This is a genomic window from Mucilaginibacter sp. KACC 22063 (assembly GCF_028736115.1).
Classification (GTDB): Bacteria; Bacteroidota; Bacteroidia; order Sphingobacteriales; family Sphingobacteriaceae; genus Mucilaginibacter.
In genome coordinates this window covers 2,266,843-2,284,980 of the sequence record NZ_CP117877.1, presented here as the reverse complement: position 1 = coordinate 2,284,980, position 18,138 = coordinate 2,266,843, and the positions used below count along the sequence as shown (strand labels likewise).

Here is an 18,138-nt window from a genome sequence, read left to right as displayed (position 1 = left end):
TTTCTTTTACTGATTAGTTGAATAAATCCCGTTGGGTACAAAAGCCGCTGAATTAGCGGCTTTTGTTTTTATAATTTGCTGGTTCAGTGAAACACACCTCACTGGCACCGGGTACTTTCAATAACTGCTTTCCTGTGTGCCCTGCTTAGCGGGATATCAATTTCTCCAATCTTAACATACTGCAGCCCTATACTACTAATATAAGCTCTCGCTACAAGGTATGATTTATGGGTACGTATAAAACCACTTTCAGGAAGCTGCGCTTCAATACCTTTCAGGCTGGAGTAAACAGTATACTTGCGCGCGGAAGAAAAAATGTTTACATAATTGGCCATTGCTTCTATGTAATGGATGTCAGCTATGTAGATTTTTTCTAAACGCTGATCACATTTCACATACAAATAGCCGGGTTGTTGTTTCAGCAGGTTTACTCCCGCTATACTGCTTACGTTACCAAGCGCCCGTTCACAGGCTTTTGCAAAGCGTTCAAAAGTTACCGGTTTGAGCAAGTAGTCAGCAACCGCCAGGTCGAAACCCTCTATTGCATACTCCGGAAATGCGGTGATTAAAATGACTTGTTGTATAACGTTCTCTGTACGCAGAAATTCAATACCTGTCATCTGTGGCATTTGTACATCCAACAATATCAAATCAACCGGATTATTATTCAGTATCGCTTTAGCCGCAACGGGATTAAGCGCTGTACCTGCCAATTGCAGAAAAGGCAGCCTTTCTACATAGGAAACAAGCTGTTGCCTTGCCAGCGGTTCATCATCTACAATCAGTACTTTAAGCATATATGAAGGTTTACCTGGTAAATATGATTTTCTGTATTGATGTTTAACTTCTGACGGTCACTATATAACAATGACAAGCGTTTTCGCACATTGTCAAGGCCAATACCATTACCATGGTCATTACTTTGAAAAGTGTTTATGCATTTAAAATGCAATTGATCATTATTGATGGTAATAGTTATTTCAATAAAATTATCCGCAAGGTCATCCGATACATGTTTAAATGCGTTTTCGACAAAGGTAATGAGCAATAGAGGTGCGATTGACAAACCATCAGTAATACCTTGCTTAATATATCTTACGTTGCAATTATCAAGTCTCAGCCTTTGCAGTTCGATGTAATCTTCAAGATAAGTTAAGTCTTTCTCTAACGGAACAAATTGCTTACCTGAATCATAAAGCTGGTAACGTAACATATCAGCAATTGAAGACAAAGTGCCTTTAGGATCACCCGTACCAAGTTCCAGCTGGCTATATAAGCTATTGAGTGAATTAAAAAGAAAATGCGGATTAAGTTGTGCTTTCAGATAAGCAAGTTCAGCCTCGGTATGCGCCTTTTCCAAAGCGGTTAAGTTGCGGCGTAGCTCAAACCGATCAATAGCCAATTTCACAAAGATACCCGCAAGTACACCAACAACAGCCATTAACAGACGATTGTACTGCATATCTTTATAAGTCCAGGTAAAATTGAAATGAATGGGAACTATCATATGATGTAACATCAGATTCATTAACCACACAGAAATAACGGTAAGTACCAGAATAAACAAACACGACATTAATAATAACTTAACCCAATGCTTGTGTCTGAAATATGAAGGCACCAGATAGGCATATACGCCATAAAAAGCCACCATGATCAGCCCGGTATCTAATGCAGAAAAATAAAGTTTGTTCCATTCATTGTCTATGTAGAAATAAAGCAACCTGTTCCACATCAGGAAAAACACTAACCAGAAGATTGCATGCAGCAATATTTTTCGCATCATCTAAAATAGCCATCAATTTACAATGATGTTTACCGCTTGCATAATTTTTTCAACCGTTCGTATAATAACTTTTTAAGACAACTTATCGCCTTATATTTTAGTTGCATGAAGAAACTTTTGTTCCTGTTATGCATTGCCATTCAAGCACACGCACAAAGCGAATTGGCTGCTCAATATTTTAAAGAAGCAAGGACAACTTCAAAGAATCAAAAACTTTGGAAATTGCCCCTGTACGGGCCCATGCTCTTCGTTGACCGGCAAACCCGGATGACTTATGCCAACATGCCGGATAGTACGGGCATTCTAAAACCTGAAGGAGAAATATTCAGTGGTACTTTGCCTGAAAGCGTAATGGTGGCTAACACTGCCATTCATTGGGGAGGCCGCACATGGTCGGTAATCTTATGGCCCCTGCCTAACGATAGTAATGAACGTTTAAACCTCATATTGCACGAGTCCTTTCACCGTGTACAAGAAGATCTGGGTTTTCCAGGCAAAAGCCCTACAGCAGACCACTTAAGTAGTATGCAAGGCAGGGTGTATTTTCTTTTAGAACTTAAAGCGCTTGAAACTGCTTTAAAAAAACCGGTTAACAAACGCCAGGCTGATCTGGCGAATGCTCTTGGCTTCAGATACAAACGGCAAAAGCTTTTCCCAAAAACTTTTGGCAACGAACGAATACTTGAAATGAATGAGGGGCTTGCAGAATACACGGGAGCTGTGCTTGGCAGAAATGATTTGCGCCAGCACCTTTATTCACAGGTAGACACTACAGGTAATCGTAAATCTTTTATTCGCTCTTTCGCTTATCTTACCGGGCCGCTTTACGGCTTGCTTTTACAAGAAAAGGCGCCAAGCTGGACTAATAAAATAGATTCTACTGCTGACTTTCCTAAATTGATTGGTTTATATTATAAAGTAAAGCCTTCCACATCGCCAAACGAGCATCTCTATAACGGCGAAGCAATACGCGCTTCAGAACAAGAAAAAGAAGATGCACGCCTACAAAAAGTAGCTGATTATGTAACTACTTTTACATGCAAACCTGTGTTAACTATCACGTTGATTAAGATGAACATCTTATTTAACCCAAATACCCTCTTTGATCTGGGCTCTTATGGTACAGTTTATCCAACCGGCGAAATAAGCGATACATGGGGGTATCTGAAGGTTGACCATGGAGGTATGTTATTAAAAGATTGGCATATAATTACAGTGCCGTTTTCATCTCCATTAAATTTTGATTCTAAAACTATAAAAGGAGACGGCTGGACATTAAACCTTGCAGACGGATGGAAACTTATAAAGGATGACGATTCACATTATACACTAAAACAGGATAACAAGTGATAATAGTGCCAAATATCTTTCCCATTAATTAACAGCCTTTCAGTTCCTTGACATCCGTTTCAAAACAAGAGCCGCTGAATCAGCGGCTCTTGTTTTAATCTACCAAGGGCAGCTTGCAGGCTCAGGAAAATACTCTTCACTGATAAATTTACCGGTTGGCCCATCATGCCCTATAAGTGCATATTTGGCAATACGTGCACCTGCTTCCTGGGCAGTACTTGTCCCCTGCTGATTGGTAAAATCCGTTTTGGTATAACCCGGACAAACCATATTCACTTTAAAAGCTGTATCACGCAATTCATAAGCTAAATTAACCGTATACATATTCAGCGCTGTTTTGCTGGACTGGTAGATAGCGAGCTTATTGTGGTAGGTGCCACCCGATGGGTCACCCGCCAATGTTAGCGAAGCCATTGCTGTGGTTACATTTACGATACGTGGTTCGGTGGATTTTTTGAGCAAACCGATAAATGCTTGTGTAACCCTGATTACTCCGAAAAAATTGGTTTCAAAAACGGTTTGATATTCATCGACTGGTGTACCCAATGCCGATTGCGGCAGTACACCGGATATGCCTGCATTGTTGACTAATACATCCAAAACTTCGCTTTTATTTGCGATGGTTTGCGCAGCAGTGTTTACCGATTGTTGGCTGGTAACATCTAATTCAATATCTTCAACATTATTAAAGCCTTCTGCCTTTAGCTTTTTAATTGCAACGCGGCCATTCTCTATGTTTCGACAACCCAGATAAACAAAAAATCCGTTTTGGGCAAGTTGCTTTACAACCTCAAACCCGATGCCTTTATTTGCACCGGTTACTAATGCTGTTTTCATTTTTGTATGATTATTAAGTTCATGGCAAAAATGGCACATGTATAACTTACAGCATTTACCATTTGGTAAAAAATACTCAATGGATATTTTTTCTGATCCTACTTAATGATTGCTGCGTAACGCCAATGTAAGAGGCAATATAGCCAAGCGGAACACGATTGATAAGTGAGGGATAATTTTCTATAAACTCAAGGTAACGGGTTGTTCCGTCTTTTGAAATAACAGGCGCTTTTCTCGATTTTTGATACATGCAGACCTGTACCATTTTATTTCTAATATTGTCCCACCCTTCTACAAGTTCAGAAAGCGAATCCCAATTCTTTTTTGAGAATACCATGAGCCTGCAGTTTGTGCAAGCCTGTAAATACTCGGTAGATGCAACAGCTGACTCAAAGTTTAAATAATCAACTACCAGGTTATTCTCACTGATAAAACAGCGTGTTATTTCCTCACCAGTATGATCATAATAATATCCACGCATTACTCCTTCCAAAATGAACCCAACCTGATGAGGTACTTTTCCCGCTTCAGAAAAAAGCTCATCTTTTTTAAGTGATATCTCTGTCGCCTTGCTTACAATCAGTTCTGTTTCCTGATTATTCAAGTTGCCATATTGTAAAATATATGCTATTAATTGCTCCATATGCGCCTCATAATATGGCTAAAGTATAACTACGAAGTTGTCTGCTATGTAAAATTTAAAAATAGCCTGAACTGATAGAACGTTTCACTGTGTTCTAAGCGCATTCGTTTATTACGCCGCCCTTATCCTGCAAAATTAAGTTTATATTTATATTACTTTTGTATATGGTGCAACAGCAAGCCAACAACCCGCTTCATGGCAAAACCCTGGAAACTATATTAAACGAACTGGTAGCCTATTATGGCTGGCCTGAACTGGGGTCTCGCATTCGCATCAATTGTTTTAATGACAACCCAAGCATTAAATCAAGCCTGAAGTTTCTTCGCAAAACAGACTGGGCAAGAAAAAAGGTGGAAGACCTTTACGTTTCCACCTCATTCGATATTTAATTAAAAAAATTGTACAATGGATTTCCATTGACTAAGCATTTAATGCTTCTTCTTATTGGTCATTTTGGCTTTTAAACCAGCGCCGTAATTGTATGTTTTAGCATTGCTGGCCTTCTTTTGATGAAAAGCGGCTCCGGGGGCATCGTCATCTGCTTTTGTTTTGGCAACTTTCTTTTCAGCGGCATCAGCATACGATCGTTCTTTTTCAATAATCAAATCTCCCGGCAACTCGCCCAATGGAATTTTCTGGCCGGTGGCTTGCTCAATTTTTTTTACTGCAGTTAGTTCAAGATCTGTAGCAAATGTAATGGCCATGATTTCGTCTTCAACATCCGACGAATCTTTCGCCACTCGGCTGATATAAGTTTCTTTTTCACCCGGCAATTCAAAATGAATCAGGAAAGGGATATCATCCAGATCCAGCTTCTGTTCTCCATCGTTAACCACAATTAATACACGGGTGGTTGAATTTTTAAACTCATGCAGAGATGCAAAGCCATCCATCTCGAAAAACCAGGGGTTTAACAAAGCAACTGTATTTTTCCGGTCATGCAAGGTTTTGTAAAGTTTTTCTGCTGTTGGGCGGGTGTTTACAAACAGCACTACTTTGGTAAAAATTTCTTCATCTTGCATAAACAGGTTCAGCAGGTTCACTTTGGTACCAAAGTTAGGCAGCAGGTATAACAATTGCGGGTGCATTTCAAACTGCGGCTCCCCTATTTCTTCAACCTCAACAGTGGCCGGCTGTTTCATGAAAGGCGTTATCATTTTATTCAAACGCTCATGCATTACTTCTGTAAAAACAAGGTGCTGGCATTTAGGGATGCTATGAGCCAGTTCAGCAACGGGTAATTGCAAACCTTGTTTAACAACCAGTTCTGCATCATCAATAACCAGCAATTCTATCTTATTTACATCAAGGCCAAGTTTCAGGTAAATAGCACGCGCCCTGTCGGGTGTTGCAACCACAATATCTGCACCATCTGCCAGGGCATTCATCTGTGCTTCTGTGCCAGGTGCTGCAAATAATGGAACTATAGAAAGCGTTTTATTTTTATTGATCTGACTGATTTTAGCAATAACCTCTTCTACCTTTTCTTTATCGGGTACCAGTATTAAAACTTTGGGCACGCCATCAGGGGTATAGTTAAACTTGTTGAGCGTGGCTAATATATATGTTGTGGTTTTACCGCAACCTTCGGGGCCAACCACTATTACGTCCTGACCGCCGTTAATACGCGCCAACGTTTTTTGCTGAATTTCTTTAGGAGCTACAAAACCTGCTTCATTTAAAGATTGTACCAACCCTTTTTTCAGCTTTAATTTATCTAACCACGCCATATCATGTATTTTTTAAAAATCCCGGAGGGGCGACAAATTTATCCTTTTTAAGGCGCATTTTAACGCCTGGCTTAAAAATGATTTTAAAAAGCAGCTTAATATCAGTTTGTTGGGTTTAGCCATCATTGCGGTAAGCCATCTATTAAATGGCTTATATTCTTTTTATATATTCGCATTAGCCATCAATCACAAAGGTCATTTAATGAAACATCATCTACTCTTACCGACCGTTTTTTGTCTGTTTTCACTGGGCGCATATGCGCAAAATAAACAGTCATCCCTTATTCCCGTTCAACCCTCGCAGGCACCAGATTATTTTTGTACCTGGAACATTCAAGGCTATGTTACCAGTTACAAGTCACCTGAAATAATGAGGCAAAGCATGACTGGGCAAAACGTTTTTGGAAACGGCACTTATGAGCATTGGGCCAAAATGTTTTCAAAATTGCACAAAGATCTTTTTCTGGTATTGGATGATGACTGGGAAACACCACTTAACGGAGATCGAAGCTATTACGGAAGCTTAATTACCGATGATGGCCGTTTTCCTTCGGTAAAAGGTTTAACCCCCGATCAAAAATTAAAGTGGTTATCCACAAAATCAAAAAGCTTTGGATGGAAAGGACTGGGTTTATGGATATGCGCACAGCAGGCGCCTAAATATAAAACCAAAGATAGCGTAGCTTATTGGACAAAACGCCTTACCTGGATGAAGAACGCAGGAATTAACTACTGGAAAGTAGATTGGGGCAGTGATTCGGAAAAAGCCCACTGGAGAGCATGGCTAACCAAATTAGGCAAACAAGTGGCCCCAAATCTTATTATTGAACATGCTATGACACCGGCTGTACTATCAACAGCCGATGTGTATCGGACTTATGACGTGGAAAATATTATTGCTATACCGCATACCATTGACCGCATCAGCAAATTGTTGACCGCTTTGCCCAAATACCGGGCCGTTAGCATTATCAATTGCGAAGATGAACCTTATATCGCGGTAGGTACTGGCTGCGCTATCGGCATTATGCGACATGAATTTAATGGTAACTTGCCCGATGGCAAGCAGGACAATGTGTTTCCGCCGGTTGGCCGTGATCTGAAAAGCAGGCTTGACGAAGTGACCCGCGCAGTAATGTGGCACAGAATAGCCTTGCCGTTTGGCATTGATAAAACAGACTTTTATATTGATACTACCTTACTCCATGACAACTGGTTAATGAAAAAGGACGAATCATGGATGAAAGACCATGGCGAAGGGTATGTCAATACTTATCAAGCTCCTGCTGTTATCACTCGCGGACTGGAAAAACCTGTAATTACGCTTGAAAAAGGCGATACAATGCCTCCTTACATTCTGGCATCCCGCTATCCCAACGGCGCTATCGCAATAGCAGCTATCGGCCGCACCATTAAACACGATTACCTGACTCCACGTGCTAATGTAGTATTAAAGGTTGAGGGAATAGAAAAACCTTTCGGCGTTTTTGGCCATTACAACAGCCTTACGTTACAGGTAGCTCATCTTAAACCTTACCGTAAGGTATTTGCTCAGGATTTGGCAGGAAATGTACCTGTAGATATTACGACCCAAATAATCAGAAAAGGAAATTCAATTACTTTGACAGGAAAATTGATTGATCAGGTCGGTTTGGCCGCAAGATCAAAAAATGACAAGTCAGAGCCTGGTCTTGTATTGATATTTAAACCTTAGTTTACACGCATTTTATCTTCTTAAATATGCCAGGTCGCATTTACAATTAAAAGTAGCAGTTATTATCGAATACTTCCCAAAAGAAAAAACAGACACCGCCTCGCGCTGTGTCTGTTTAAACTAACTAACTGACAGAAAATTTTAATGTTCTTATAAAGAATAGCTTATGATTTGAATTGCTATTAGCTTAATATTATAAATAGCCTCCCGCACAGTGCGCTGACTAATTCCTGCGGGATTTAGTGACATCAGTTTTTATAAATTTCTCTTAACTTATTGTCCAAGTCTTCGCCGCGCAGGTACTTAGCAACGATACGTCCTTGCGGATCAACCAAAAAGTTCATTGGTATTGCTTTTACGTCGTAAAGAACGGCAGCAGAGTTGGTCCAGCCTTTTAAGTCAGACACCTGGGTCCAGGTTAAACCATCGTCTTTAATGGCTTTCAACCATTTATCTTTAGCTTCAGGTTTATCAAGCGAAACACCTAACACACGGAAACCTTTATCTTTATACATGGCATAAGCTTTAACCAGATTAGGGTTTTCGCGGCGGCAAGGTGCGCACCATGATGCCCAAAAATCCACCAGTACGTAGTGCCCTCTGAAATCAGAAAGCTTAACCGGTTTACCATTCACATCATTCTGTGTAAAATCAGGAGCAAGCTCGCCTTCCTGTGTTTTCTTTACTTCAAGTATTCGTTTTAAAGATGATTGTCCAAGCTCCGTGTTTCTAACTTCGGGGCTAAGCTTATTGTATATTTTTTCAGTGCCTGCCGCATCAAAACCATCCTTCATGGTTGAATTAAGTGCAACAATAGCCAGGTATGAATTGGGGTGAGCAAGCGCATAGTCCTGCTTTGCCTTAACCGTTTCATCTTCAACATCCTTAGCCCTTTTTTCTAAGGATTGAATATATTCACTGTTAGATTGTTCCGTAGGATTTTTGCTTTCGTACTCTTTGTTTAAGGCTGTAAACTTATCGTATATAGGTTTCAGGTAAGCTGTAAGCTTTGCATTCTCATCATTTAATGGAGAACCGGTGATTTTGGCATTTTTAATAGAATCGGTAGCTACGATGGTGATGTCTTTGTTTTCAATATAAAAAGGAAACAGATCCCATACTGGCCTTACTGTAGGGCTTTCTGGTGCATCATCATGCTTTACCCTGATACCAGCTTCTCTCACACTGTTTACTTTTCCCTTGAACTCGAAATTACCGTTAACAATGTATGTAGAGTCTACAAGCCGGTTATCGCCAATTTTATATGACAAATAAGCTTTAGCCGGTTTATTAAGGTTGCCTATTTTACCATGAATAACATATCCCTGCTGCGCCGCGCATAACAGAGGTGCAAATAAGCCTGCACATAAAATTGTTGTGATCTTTTTCATATTTAATGTTTTAGTTCTTTAAAATTTATTGAATTAATTACCGGTGCTTGCCAGCGTTTTACCTTGCAGGTAGGCATTGTATAGTTGTGTATTATCCAGTATTTTTTGCGCCTCTTTTATGCTGGTATTTTCAGTATTAATAATGCGCAAATAGTTTTCTCTGCCCACATAAACCTGATTAGCTACCTGGCCTTTTATTTCAAGAGCTAACAGATCAATCAAGCGTTTTTTATATTCTTTCGATGGTTTAAGCCCCTTTTGCTCGGCAGCTTTCACAATGCCGTTAATTATATACTTAGGCACTTTGTAACCTGCAGCAAATGATTGGATATCCGGATAGGTATTTTTAATCTGCTGGCGTTGTGTGTCAGCAATTTTCCACGATGCCTCATTTACGAAACCTTCTGATGCTAATGACTTAAGCCATGATGCTTCTTGCAAAGTATCTAACGGCACAAACTTATCCGGCGTAATACCGCCACCTGCGTAAATGGTGCGCTTGTTAACCAATGTTTTAAATTTTAGTGAATCTGGTTTTGGTTGACTCGTTTCCTTAAATAATTCACCCGTAGTGTATCTGTTGCTAATATCTGCTTGGTAGTTTACCCCTTTATATGGTTTTTGAACCGATCTGCCGGCAGGGGTATATAAACGACCAGAAGTCAATTCAAGCACAGAGCTGTCAGGTAAAGCAATTGGCTGTTGTGTAAGCCCTTTACCAAAACTGCGGCGGCCAACTATCACTCCCCTATCCCAGTCTTGCAGTGACCCGGCAAGTATCTCACTGGCCGAAGCTGTGTTTTGATCTATCAACACGGCTAATTTTCCGCTCCATGAAGTACCAGACTGCGAAGCATAGTAATAATCCTTGCCTTTATCCTGCGTCATAACATAATAAACCAGCTGGTCACGTTTAAGAAACTCATCTGCAACGCCTAAAGCTGCCTGTACGTAACCGCCGCCATTGCCTTGCAAATCAAGTATTAATTGTTGCATACCTTCCTGCTTTAACTTCTTTAAAGCATTTTCAATTTCGTTACGTGTGCTTTGACTAAATATGCGGATAGCGATATAACCGGTCTTTTTATCATCGAGCATATAAGCAGCTGTAACAGAACGATCCACTACCGAACCGCGGGTAATACTGAAATCAAGATCCTTTTTGGCAACAGGGCGATAAACCTCCAGCTTTACAACCGTTTTATTTTCACCTCTTATGGCATTCAGAATATCCATGTAAGATTTCTTTGCACCTGCCACCTTCTCATTATTGATCTTTAACAAACGGTCACCAGCCATTAAGCCCGCTTTTTCAGCCGGTCCGTCAGGTAAAACCTGTGTAAGATACACCGTGTCGTTCTGCATCATGTATTCAATGCCAACACCTACAAAACTGCCGCGCATGGCACTGGTCATTGCTTTGGCTTCTGCTTTACTGAAATATTTAGAATGCGGATCAAGCTCAGCAAAAATTCCTTTTATAGCTGCATCTACCAGTATTTGATCACTCAATGAGTCTATATAATTTTTCTTGATCGCATTAATGGCTGCCTTTAGTTTATCCTGCTGCGAAACCTGCGCATTGGCCACTAATGGCGCGGATAACACCAGGGCAATAATTATCTTTTTAAACATCTTATTTGTCTGCTTTTAATAATTCGATGGCATATGATATTTCATCTACCAGTTCACTTGGGCTGCCGCCGTAACCTTCGGTTGTATAGCGCAGTACACCATTTTTAAGAATAATTTTGCGAGGAATACCCGAAGAATTAAACAGTTTAGCATACGTGGCGAATACCTCGTTTTGCTCACCTGTTTTCTTATCTACGCCATCATGCAGCACTTTAAAGCGCCAGCCTTCGCGTTTCATAAAGTCCTTTACTTTTTGCTTGTAATCGCCAAACTGCATGGTACCAACAAAGTAGAAATCTACATCAGGGTCCTTTGCATATTTGTCAACCAGCATCTGCATGCCAGGGAATGCCATGATACAAGGGCGGCACCAGGTAGCCCAAAAATCAATGACTACAATTTTATCTCCCCAGTCTGTTGAACGCACTATGTTTCCGTTCATATCTTCCATGGCAAAAGGCATCACATCCTGATTAAGCATGTGCGCTTTAACTGACGCATGCAATTCTGACATTTTATCTGCCGACTTTAACGAAGCGAGGTAATTATCGTAACCATCAAGGTTACCGTGCTGTTGTATATAGAGTTGCTTTAAGCGATCGAACATTGCCGGTGTAACTGCATTAGCCTTGACACTACTTTCCAATACCGGTTGCATCAGTTGCTTTTGACCTGTTTTGTCCAGCATTTCTACGTGAATGGCATTTAGATCAGCATCGGCATATTTTTCCTGTGGGCGAAAAACATCAAAATACGTCAATGCACCTTTATAATCGCCTGCCTGGTAATGGATATTTATCTGGTCTCCGGTACGGTTTTTTAATTGTTCATAAGCATTCTCTTGTGCCTGATTTTTTGAATCAAAATCAACCATGTATGAGCCATCATTCACTTTTGTTAGCAATCCTTTGTAAAGGCTGTCTGCAAGGGGTTGTAGTTGGCTTAACGGGACCCTTTTGCTCATGTATGCCCGCATAACATTCCAACGGTAAACCTCATTCTGTGTTTTAAAATCCCAATCAGGGCGAAGGCGCAGCAAAGCATCATAGTTGCCAGTATCAAAATAAGACGTAGCCAGGTTACGGTAAACACCATAATAAACGTAATCCTGATTGTTGGGATGTTTACGCCATTCTGCAATAGGAAAATTTTTCAGAAATACTTCGCTGTTAGCAATAATTTCCTCTTTAGTACTGTGAGTATTTATAGTTTTTTGGAAAGCTTCTAACCTTGCATAATTGCCATGAGGATATTTTTCTAAAATCTGTTTTTTTAGTTTAAGTCCGCCGGCTTCATCTTTCAACTCAAATTGCATTACACGCTGAATTTCTTCCATGCCCCCTTCTGATAAGTCAGGGTCTTCCAGTAACTTACTGAGCAGTGCAGGTGCTTCAGCTTTAAACTGAGTACCTTTAATAGCACGTTGCAGCGCTAAATATTGGTTTACAAATTTTGATGGCTTACTACCCTTTTGTTTTAACTCTTCGTTTAATAATAAAGCAAGCGAGTCTGAGGACATTTTTGCGGTGTTACCTTCAAAATAACCCGGCAAGCCGCCGCTGTATCCCGGTAGTTTAAACAAGGCTTGTGCTAACGCACCGCCAGGCAGTTTTTTACCTTTTGCATTAGTTATGGCTATAGCGAAGCCTTTTTCCTGATTATTATCAGTCGAATCCGGCATACGCAAACTTCCCTGGTAAAATTTTACAGCAGCAAATGAGGCTTCAGGCAACAGGTTGAATGTAGCCTTAACGTTGCTGCCCTGAACTTCCATAATAGCGGTATCAGTATGCCATTTATAATCGCTGAATTGATAAAAAGCGGCTTTTACCTGTTTGCCATTATTAAGCGGGCCAAGTTTTACGTTGTAGGTTAACTCTACAGGTTTACCCGGCGCGGGTTTTTGAGGCACAACCGATAAACGGTTTGAGTTTACCTGCGCCTTAGCGCAGGTAAACAGTAGCATTAATGATGCCAATGAATATTTAAACATAGATATGATTTTACTTATCGTGGATTTTGCTGTATCTCGGGATTCATCAGGATATACTTTTGCCCTATCGGATACACGTAGCGGTTACTAGTTGGCGCAAGTGTATAAGTTACTCCTTTAAACACCCTTGTTTTTGTTACTGCAAAGCTGGCATCGAGGTTTAAACGCCTTTGATCAAACCAACGGAACCCGCGACCGGTAAACTCGCGTTCGCGTTCGTCAACAACAATTTTAAGTGCTGCATTAGCGTCTGCTGCTGTAAGGTCAGTATAGTTTGCATCCAGAAAGCGTTTTTTACGAAGCGCGTTTACAACAGCCATCGCACCTGCGGCATCTCCCTGGCGTGCAAGGCATTCTGCTTTGGTTAGCATTACCTCTGGTACAGACGGGCCGGTTTGTATGGCCGACTCGCCGTTTAACATGTAACGCCAGTTTGCGCGACCTTTAAAGGATGGGAAGAATGCAGAACCATCGCGTGTAAACATCGTATAACGCAAATCGTTGGTACCTAAAAGATTTAAAGCATAAGCGCTGATAGGTATGCCTGCATAATATCCGTTTACAATTTTTGATAAGATTACTTCTGGGTCAACAAGCCTTTTTGGTATAGTACCAGGTTCATCGCTGTAAGCTTTCAGGTCAAGCAGTGTGTTCTGCAATTGCAGGGTGCTATCAGCATATAAACCAGCGGTTTTAAAGTCACGCAGGTTTAAGTATGTTTTAGCTAAAAGCGCATAGCTTGCTGCCTTTGACGGGCGGATGTTATAAGTCGGCAAAGCAGGCAACGCCGCTACAGACCGTTTAAGGTCATCCAAAATCTGGCTGTAAACAGTGGCTACCGTTGCTCTTTTTAAGTTAGCAAAAAGATCCGGGGTTAATAAAAGCGGAACACCCAAATCTGTTGCAGCGGTTGCGGCATTATATTGTTTGCTGTAAAGCGTAACTAAAGTAAGATAGCAGTTAGCGCGGTGTACCAATGCTTCAGCATATAACTCACGCTTCATTGCATCTGATCCGCCTTCTGATTTCATTACGCCATCGGTTACTGCATTACAATTATAAATGATATTGTATAACTTCTCCCAGTCCACATCGCCGGCTGTTTCCGGTACATAATAATCACTCCAGGTATAGGCATTTGCCCAACTGGTTTGTATAACATTTTGCTGTTTGGGATCAGTATATTCTGTATCGTCGCCAGATAATATAGGCGTGCTGTAACTACCTTCAAAAGTCTGCGAATTATCAAGCAGGTAGCGATAGTCGGTTGTATATTTCAGCGTACGGATACCCGGTTGAGCAATTTCAACATATTTACGGCAACTGGTTGCTGTAGCAGCCAGCACTAATATCGTATATATATATTTTTTCATGTCTTTCTTAAAATGAAGCATTTAAACGCAGTAAGTAATTTCTTGCAGGCGGCAGGTTAGCGTAGTTAGCCGTGTTGGTAAATAATGGGTCCAGGTGATCTTTATTAGCCCGCCATATGATGCCCAGGTTTTGCACATTTGCTCCTATTGATAAGGCTTTTATTGCATTTTTAGGCAATAGCCTGGTCGGAACATTGTATGAAAGGCTTATTTGTTGTAACCTGATATGGTCGCCTTTTTCTAACATTGCATCTGAGTACTGGTAACGATAAATACTGTTATAGCTTGAGTATTCTATACCTGGTACGTTGGTTATCGCCTCATCGCCCGGCTGGCGCCAGCGGTAAGCCATATCCTGCGTCTTACCAATTGAACCGTAAAATTGCGAATTACCACTGGTTGGATAATTATTAGTAGTTACAGACTGGCGCATAAATACGCTACCGAAGTAATAAGTCATTTGTGCGGTAGCGGTAAACGGCCCTACGGTAAAAGTGTTAAAGAAACCACCTGTATATGGCGGGTAAGTAACGCCTGCATATTTTAAATCAGCACGCGTAAAATTTAAAATAGACGTGTTAGCGGATATTACTTTACCATTTCTATCATAAATCTGAGATTGCCCCTGGTTGTCAAGACCGGCCCAACGATAAACAAAAAGCGACCCTACCGGCAAACCGTTCACACTTGAGGTTCCGGATACCAAATTATTAGCCTGAGTCTCAAACCTTTCGTCTGTTATTTTATTGGTGGTGTAACTAAAGTTAAAAGTAGAGCTCCAGTGGAATTGGCTTGATTTAATAATCTCACCTGTAATACCCAGGTCAATTCCATGACCGGTCATTTTTGCAGTATTGTAGTATAAACCAGACCAACCATAAGTTGGGTTAAATGGCAGGTACCTTACAATTCCGTCTGTCCTTTTATTGTAAATGTCGAAACTTCCAATTAAACGGCCTTTGAAAAGGCTAAAATCTGTCCCTAAGTTTAATTGTCTTGTAGTTGACCATTTAAGAGACGCATTAGCTGGTGTATTGATAGCAGCTGCTGTTAAACCTGTACGGTTATCTGCTAAATTTCCTACACTAATTACGGTAACATTTGAACCTGTTGTAGGTATAGTACCAGAGGTACCGTATGAGGCGCGAAGTGCTAAACTTGATAACCAGCTAATATTGCTTAAGAAATCTTCTCTTGTTGCATTCCATCTTAAGCCTGTTGACCAGAAAGGCCTTGCCCTTACACTGCGTGCCACACCGACAAGCGTTGCATCGTCAAAACGGAAACTTCCGGTTGCAAAATATTTATCTTTAAAACTATAACCAGCGTTACCATAATAAGATAAATATCTTCTCCTTGTCTCAGTTATGCCTGAAAGATTATTACTTAAAGTTTGAGAATAGCCATACAATGTCATGTAAGGCACTGAGGGATTAAATGGCCCTAAGCTGTTCGCGTCCTGATTAAAACCATACCTGGTAGAATTGGATTCTTTACTTCCTGTTTCGCGTATTTCTGTACCCAGTAAAGCCGTTACCTGGTGATCATTCTTAAAAGTATGATCCAAATTCAGTTGCCCTCTGAGATCTGAATCATAAGCACTGTTATTGTCTTCATAATAAGTGCCTCCATAAGGAAGCCCATAAACCAATTGCCCGTTATCTGCAACAGATGTTGCCGTATTTAACTGAATACGGTTAGCATAACTGTTCAGTTCATTTACACCAACAATGCCAAGCACTTGTCGTTGGCTCATAGCAGAAATGTCAGCGTTTAACCAATTCGTAAATTTGCCTGTTAAGCCGGCAGTTACCCTGAAATTGTTGGTTGTAGATACTGTGTTTGAATAATTCAACTCATCAAGCGCATTGTAACTAAATGGCAGATAACCTTGCCTTACTAAACTATCTGCAATTGATTGCCTGAAAAGATAGGTGCGTTGTATGTGGTTGCCATTTGCATCTACCAGATTATCATACGGCCTTAACGATGTGGTTGTATTGGATAATGCATCAATTGCGGCACCATTATATTGCGTATTATCATACTGATAATTTAACCCGGTATGAAAAATCAGGTGTTTGTTAAACAAGCCTGAAGAAAGGTTTGAATTTAAATAAAATGTTTTCCCGTAGTTATTCTTGTAGAAAGGTATATTTTTTGTATAATTTCCAGATACACTGTAAGTTGTATTTTCGGCCCCGCCAGACACAGAAATATTGGCTTGCTGTGTAACACTGTTTTGCAGCAGGTATTTATTGATCTGTTGGCGCGAGTCGTGTGTGCTTAGCTCAGCCAGGGCAGCATCACGTTGGGCAGGTGTCGCTGTCCCTCTTTGTACACGAAACATCCATTCTGTAGCATCGCTGTTATTTTGCGTGTAAATGGCATTGTAGCTTGGTGCCAAAGCAGGGTCTGTAAGAATACCACGATTAACCAGTTCCTGTTCAAAATCAATATACTGGCTGCTGTTCATCCACGCCAATTGATTAAGATTAGGACGCTGGGTAACACCTAATGTATAATTTACATTAAGAACCGGCATGCCTTTTTTTCCCTTACGTGTTTCAATAACGATAACACCATTTGCTCCGCGTGACCCCCATATGGAAGTTGCAGATGCATCTTTTAATACTGTGATCTGCTCGATATCGTCCGGATTAAAACGGTTGATGATCGCATTACCTGCTACGCCGCTTAGTGGTGTAGTAATTTGCGGTTGATCATTTGGGCTGATCAGTGGAAAACCATCAACAACAATTAGCGGTTGGCCAACGGTGGAATAATCGTTTACCCCCCTTACCTGAATAGTATTTGACTTAAGATCAAAATTTACGCCCGGCATTTTACCTACAAGCCGCTCCATCAAATTGGCGCTTGGAGTTACCTGAAGTTCTTCATGTCCAAGTGTTGCATAAGCACCTGCTGCACGTTCTTTAGAGATTGTTTGATAACCATCATATACCACCTTAACCTCGTTTAATCGATTCATGGACGGCTTCATGATGATTTTGAAGGGGCTTTTGTCGCGGGTATTGAAGTATACTTCCTGGGTTTGATAACCTACATAAGATACGACAAGTACTACACCGGCTTCACCTACGTTAGGAACAACAAACTCGCCTTTTGAGTCTGCCATATACCCCACTTTACTAAACTTTACATAAGCTGAAGCACCAGGAAGTGTATTGCCAAGACTATCTGTTACAATACAACGAATATCGACAGATGCAGGGAGGACATCCTTTATTTTGTCTATCAGCGATTTTTCCCTGATAATGATTTTTTTATTATCTACCTCGAAATAAAGCTGCCTTCCTGAAAGAGCGGAAGCCAGAGCCACCTGAATGGTAGCGTCTTTTAAGTCAAGTGTTACAGGTTTTGCTTTATTTACAACATCAAGGTCATAAACAATGTCAAAACCGCTCTGACGATGTATTTCTTGTAATACACTTTCAAGCGAAGCATTTTGCTTCTTCAGCGTTACGTGCTGGGCCAGGGTTGCCGCACTAACCTGAAGAAGACCAGCCAGTAGAAACAGGGTCGTCCATCGCATAATACGCAGGGTTTTTTGGAGCTGTCGTTTGGGTACGACAAAATCAATAGTATAAATTTTATACATTTGTTAGTTTGTTATTGCAAAGCGCTATTGTTTGGAAGCATCAGCGTTTTTGCAGGTTTAAATG

At 40.7% G+C, this 18,138-nt stretch carries 13 protein-coding genes; 3 read left to right on the top strand and 10 right to left on the bottom strand.

Translation table 11 applies throughout. From position 1 onward, the window contains the following. Nucleotides 1-98: 98 nt before the first annotated feature. Nucleotides 99-797 carry a LytR/AlgR family response regulator transcription factor gene (locus PQ461_RS09825; RefSeq protein WP_274303794.1) on the bottom strand — a complete coding sequence of 233 codons (699 nt, stop codon included), beginning with the start codon at nucleotides 795-797 and terminating at the stop codon, nucleotides 99-101. Continuing rightward, entirely contained in the window at nucleotides 782-1,786 is a 1,005-nt protein-coding gene (locus PQ461_RS09820; protein WP_274303793.1) for a sensor histidine kinase, read from the bottom strand. The genes PQ461_RS09825 and PQ461_RS09820 overlap by 16 nt, the downstream gene beginning before the upstream one ends. A gap of 105 nt (nucleotides 1,787-1,891) precedes the next feature. Here PQ461_RS09820 and PQ461_RS09815 point away from each other — a divergent pair, with 105 nt between their 5' ends. Continuing rightward, a complete protein-coding gene (locus tag PQ461_RS09815; RefSeq protein ID WP_274303790.1) occupies nucleotides 1,892-3,136 on the top strand; it encodes a hypothetical protein in 1,245 nt (414 codons plus the stop codon). A 99-nt stretch (nucleotides 3,137-3,235) separates the two neighbouring features. Here the strand turns inward: PQ461_RS09815 and PQ461_RS09810 are convergent, their stop codons facing one another. Continuing rightward, nucleotides 3,236-3,973, bottom strand: a complete 738-nt coding sequence (locus PQ461_RS09810) for an SDR family oxidoreductase (RefSeq protein ID WP_274303788.1) — start codon at nucleotides 3,971-3,973, stop codon at nucleotides 3,236-3,238. 76 nt (nucleotides 3,974-4,049) lie between these two features. After that, nucleotides 4,050-4,616, bottom strand: coding sequence for a Crp/Fnr family transcriptional regulator (locus PQ461_RS09805; RefSeq protein WP_274303785.1), 567 nt, complete (start codon nucleotides 4,614-4,616; stop codon nucleotides 4,050-4,052). 164 nt (nucleotides 4,617-4,780) lie between these two features. On the opposite strand from PQ461_RS09805, the gene PQ461_RS09800 reads away from it, so the two are divergent. Beyond that, nucleotides 4,781-5,005 carry a VF530 family protein gene (locus PQ461_RS09800; protein WP_274303783.1) on the top strand — a complete coding sequence of 75 codons (225 nt, stop codon included), beginning with the start codon at nucleotides 4,781-4,783 and terminating at the stop codon, nucleotides 5,003-5,005. A gap of 39 nt (nucleotides 5,006-5,044) precedes the next feature. Here PQ461_RS09800 and PQ461_RS09795 read toward each other — a convergent pair whose 3' ends face one another. Then, nucleotides 5,045-6,346, bottom strand: a complete 1,302-nt coding sequence (locus tag PQ461_RS09795) for a DEAD/DEAH box helicase (protein WP_274303782.1) — start codon at nucleotides 6,344-6,346, stop codon at nucleotides 5,045-5,047. Nucleotides 6,347-6,548: 202 nt separating this feature from the next. Here PQ461_RS09795 and PQ461_RS09790 point away from each other — a divergent pair, with 202 nt between their 5' ends. After that, on the top strand, nucleotides 6,549-8,060 hold the full coding sequence (locus PQ461_RS09790) for a hypothetical protein (RefSeq protein ID WP_274303780.1): 1,512 nt from the start codon (nucleotides 6,549-6,551) through the stop codon (nucleotides 8,058-8,060). A gap of 248 nt (nucleotides 8,061-8,308) precedes the next feature. Here the strand turns inward: PQ461_RS09790 and PQ461_RS09785 are convergent, their stop codons facing one another. The 5 genes from PQ461_RS09785 to PQ461_RS09765 are packed head-to-tail and all read right to left on the bottom strand — an operon-like array spanning nucleotide 8,309 to nucleotide 18,074. Further along, nucleotides 8,309-9,451: a TlpA disulfide reductase family protein gene (locus tag PQ461_RS09785; RefSeq protein ID WP_274303777.1), complete on the bottom strand. Its 1,143-nt coding sequence runs from the start codon at nucleotides 9,449-9,451 to the stop codon at nucleotides 8,309-8,311. 33 nt (nucleotides 9,452-9,484) lie between these two features. Further along, entirely contained in the window at nucleotides 9,485-11,086 is a 1,602-nt protein-coding gene (locus tag PQ461_RS09780; protein WP_274303774.1) for a S41 family peptidase, read from the bottom strand. Between the two features lies 1 nt (nucleotide 11,087). Next, nucleotides 11,088-13,079, bottom strand: coding sequence for a TlpA family protein disulfide reductase (locus PQ461_RS09775; RefSeq protein ID WP_274303771.1), 1,992 nt, complete (start codon nucleotides 13,077-13,079; stop codon nucleotides 11,088-11,090). 14 nt (nucleotides 13,080-13,093) lie between these two features. Continuing rightward, nucleotides 13,094-14,452: a RagB/SusD family nutrient uptake outer membrane protein gene (locus PQ461_RS09770; RefSeq protein ID WP_274303769.1), complete on the bottom strand. Its 1,359-nt coding sequence runs from the start codon at nucleotides 14,450-14,452 to the stop codon at nucleotides 13,094-13,096. Nucleotides 14,453-14,459: 7 nt separating this feature from the next. Next, nucleotides 14,460-18,074, bottom strand: a complete 3,615-nt coding sequence (locus PQ461_RS09765) for a SusC/RagA family TonB-linked outer membrane protein (RefSeq protein WP_274303768.1) — start codon at nucleotides 18,072-18,074, stop codon at nucleotides 14,460-14,462. Between the last annotated feature and the right edge of the window lie 64 nt (nucleotides 18,075-18,138).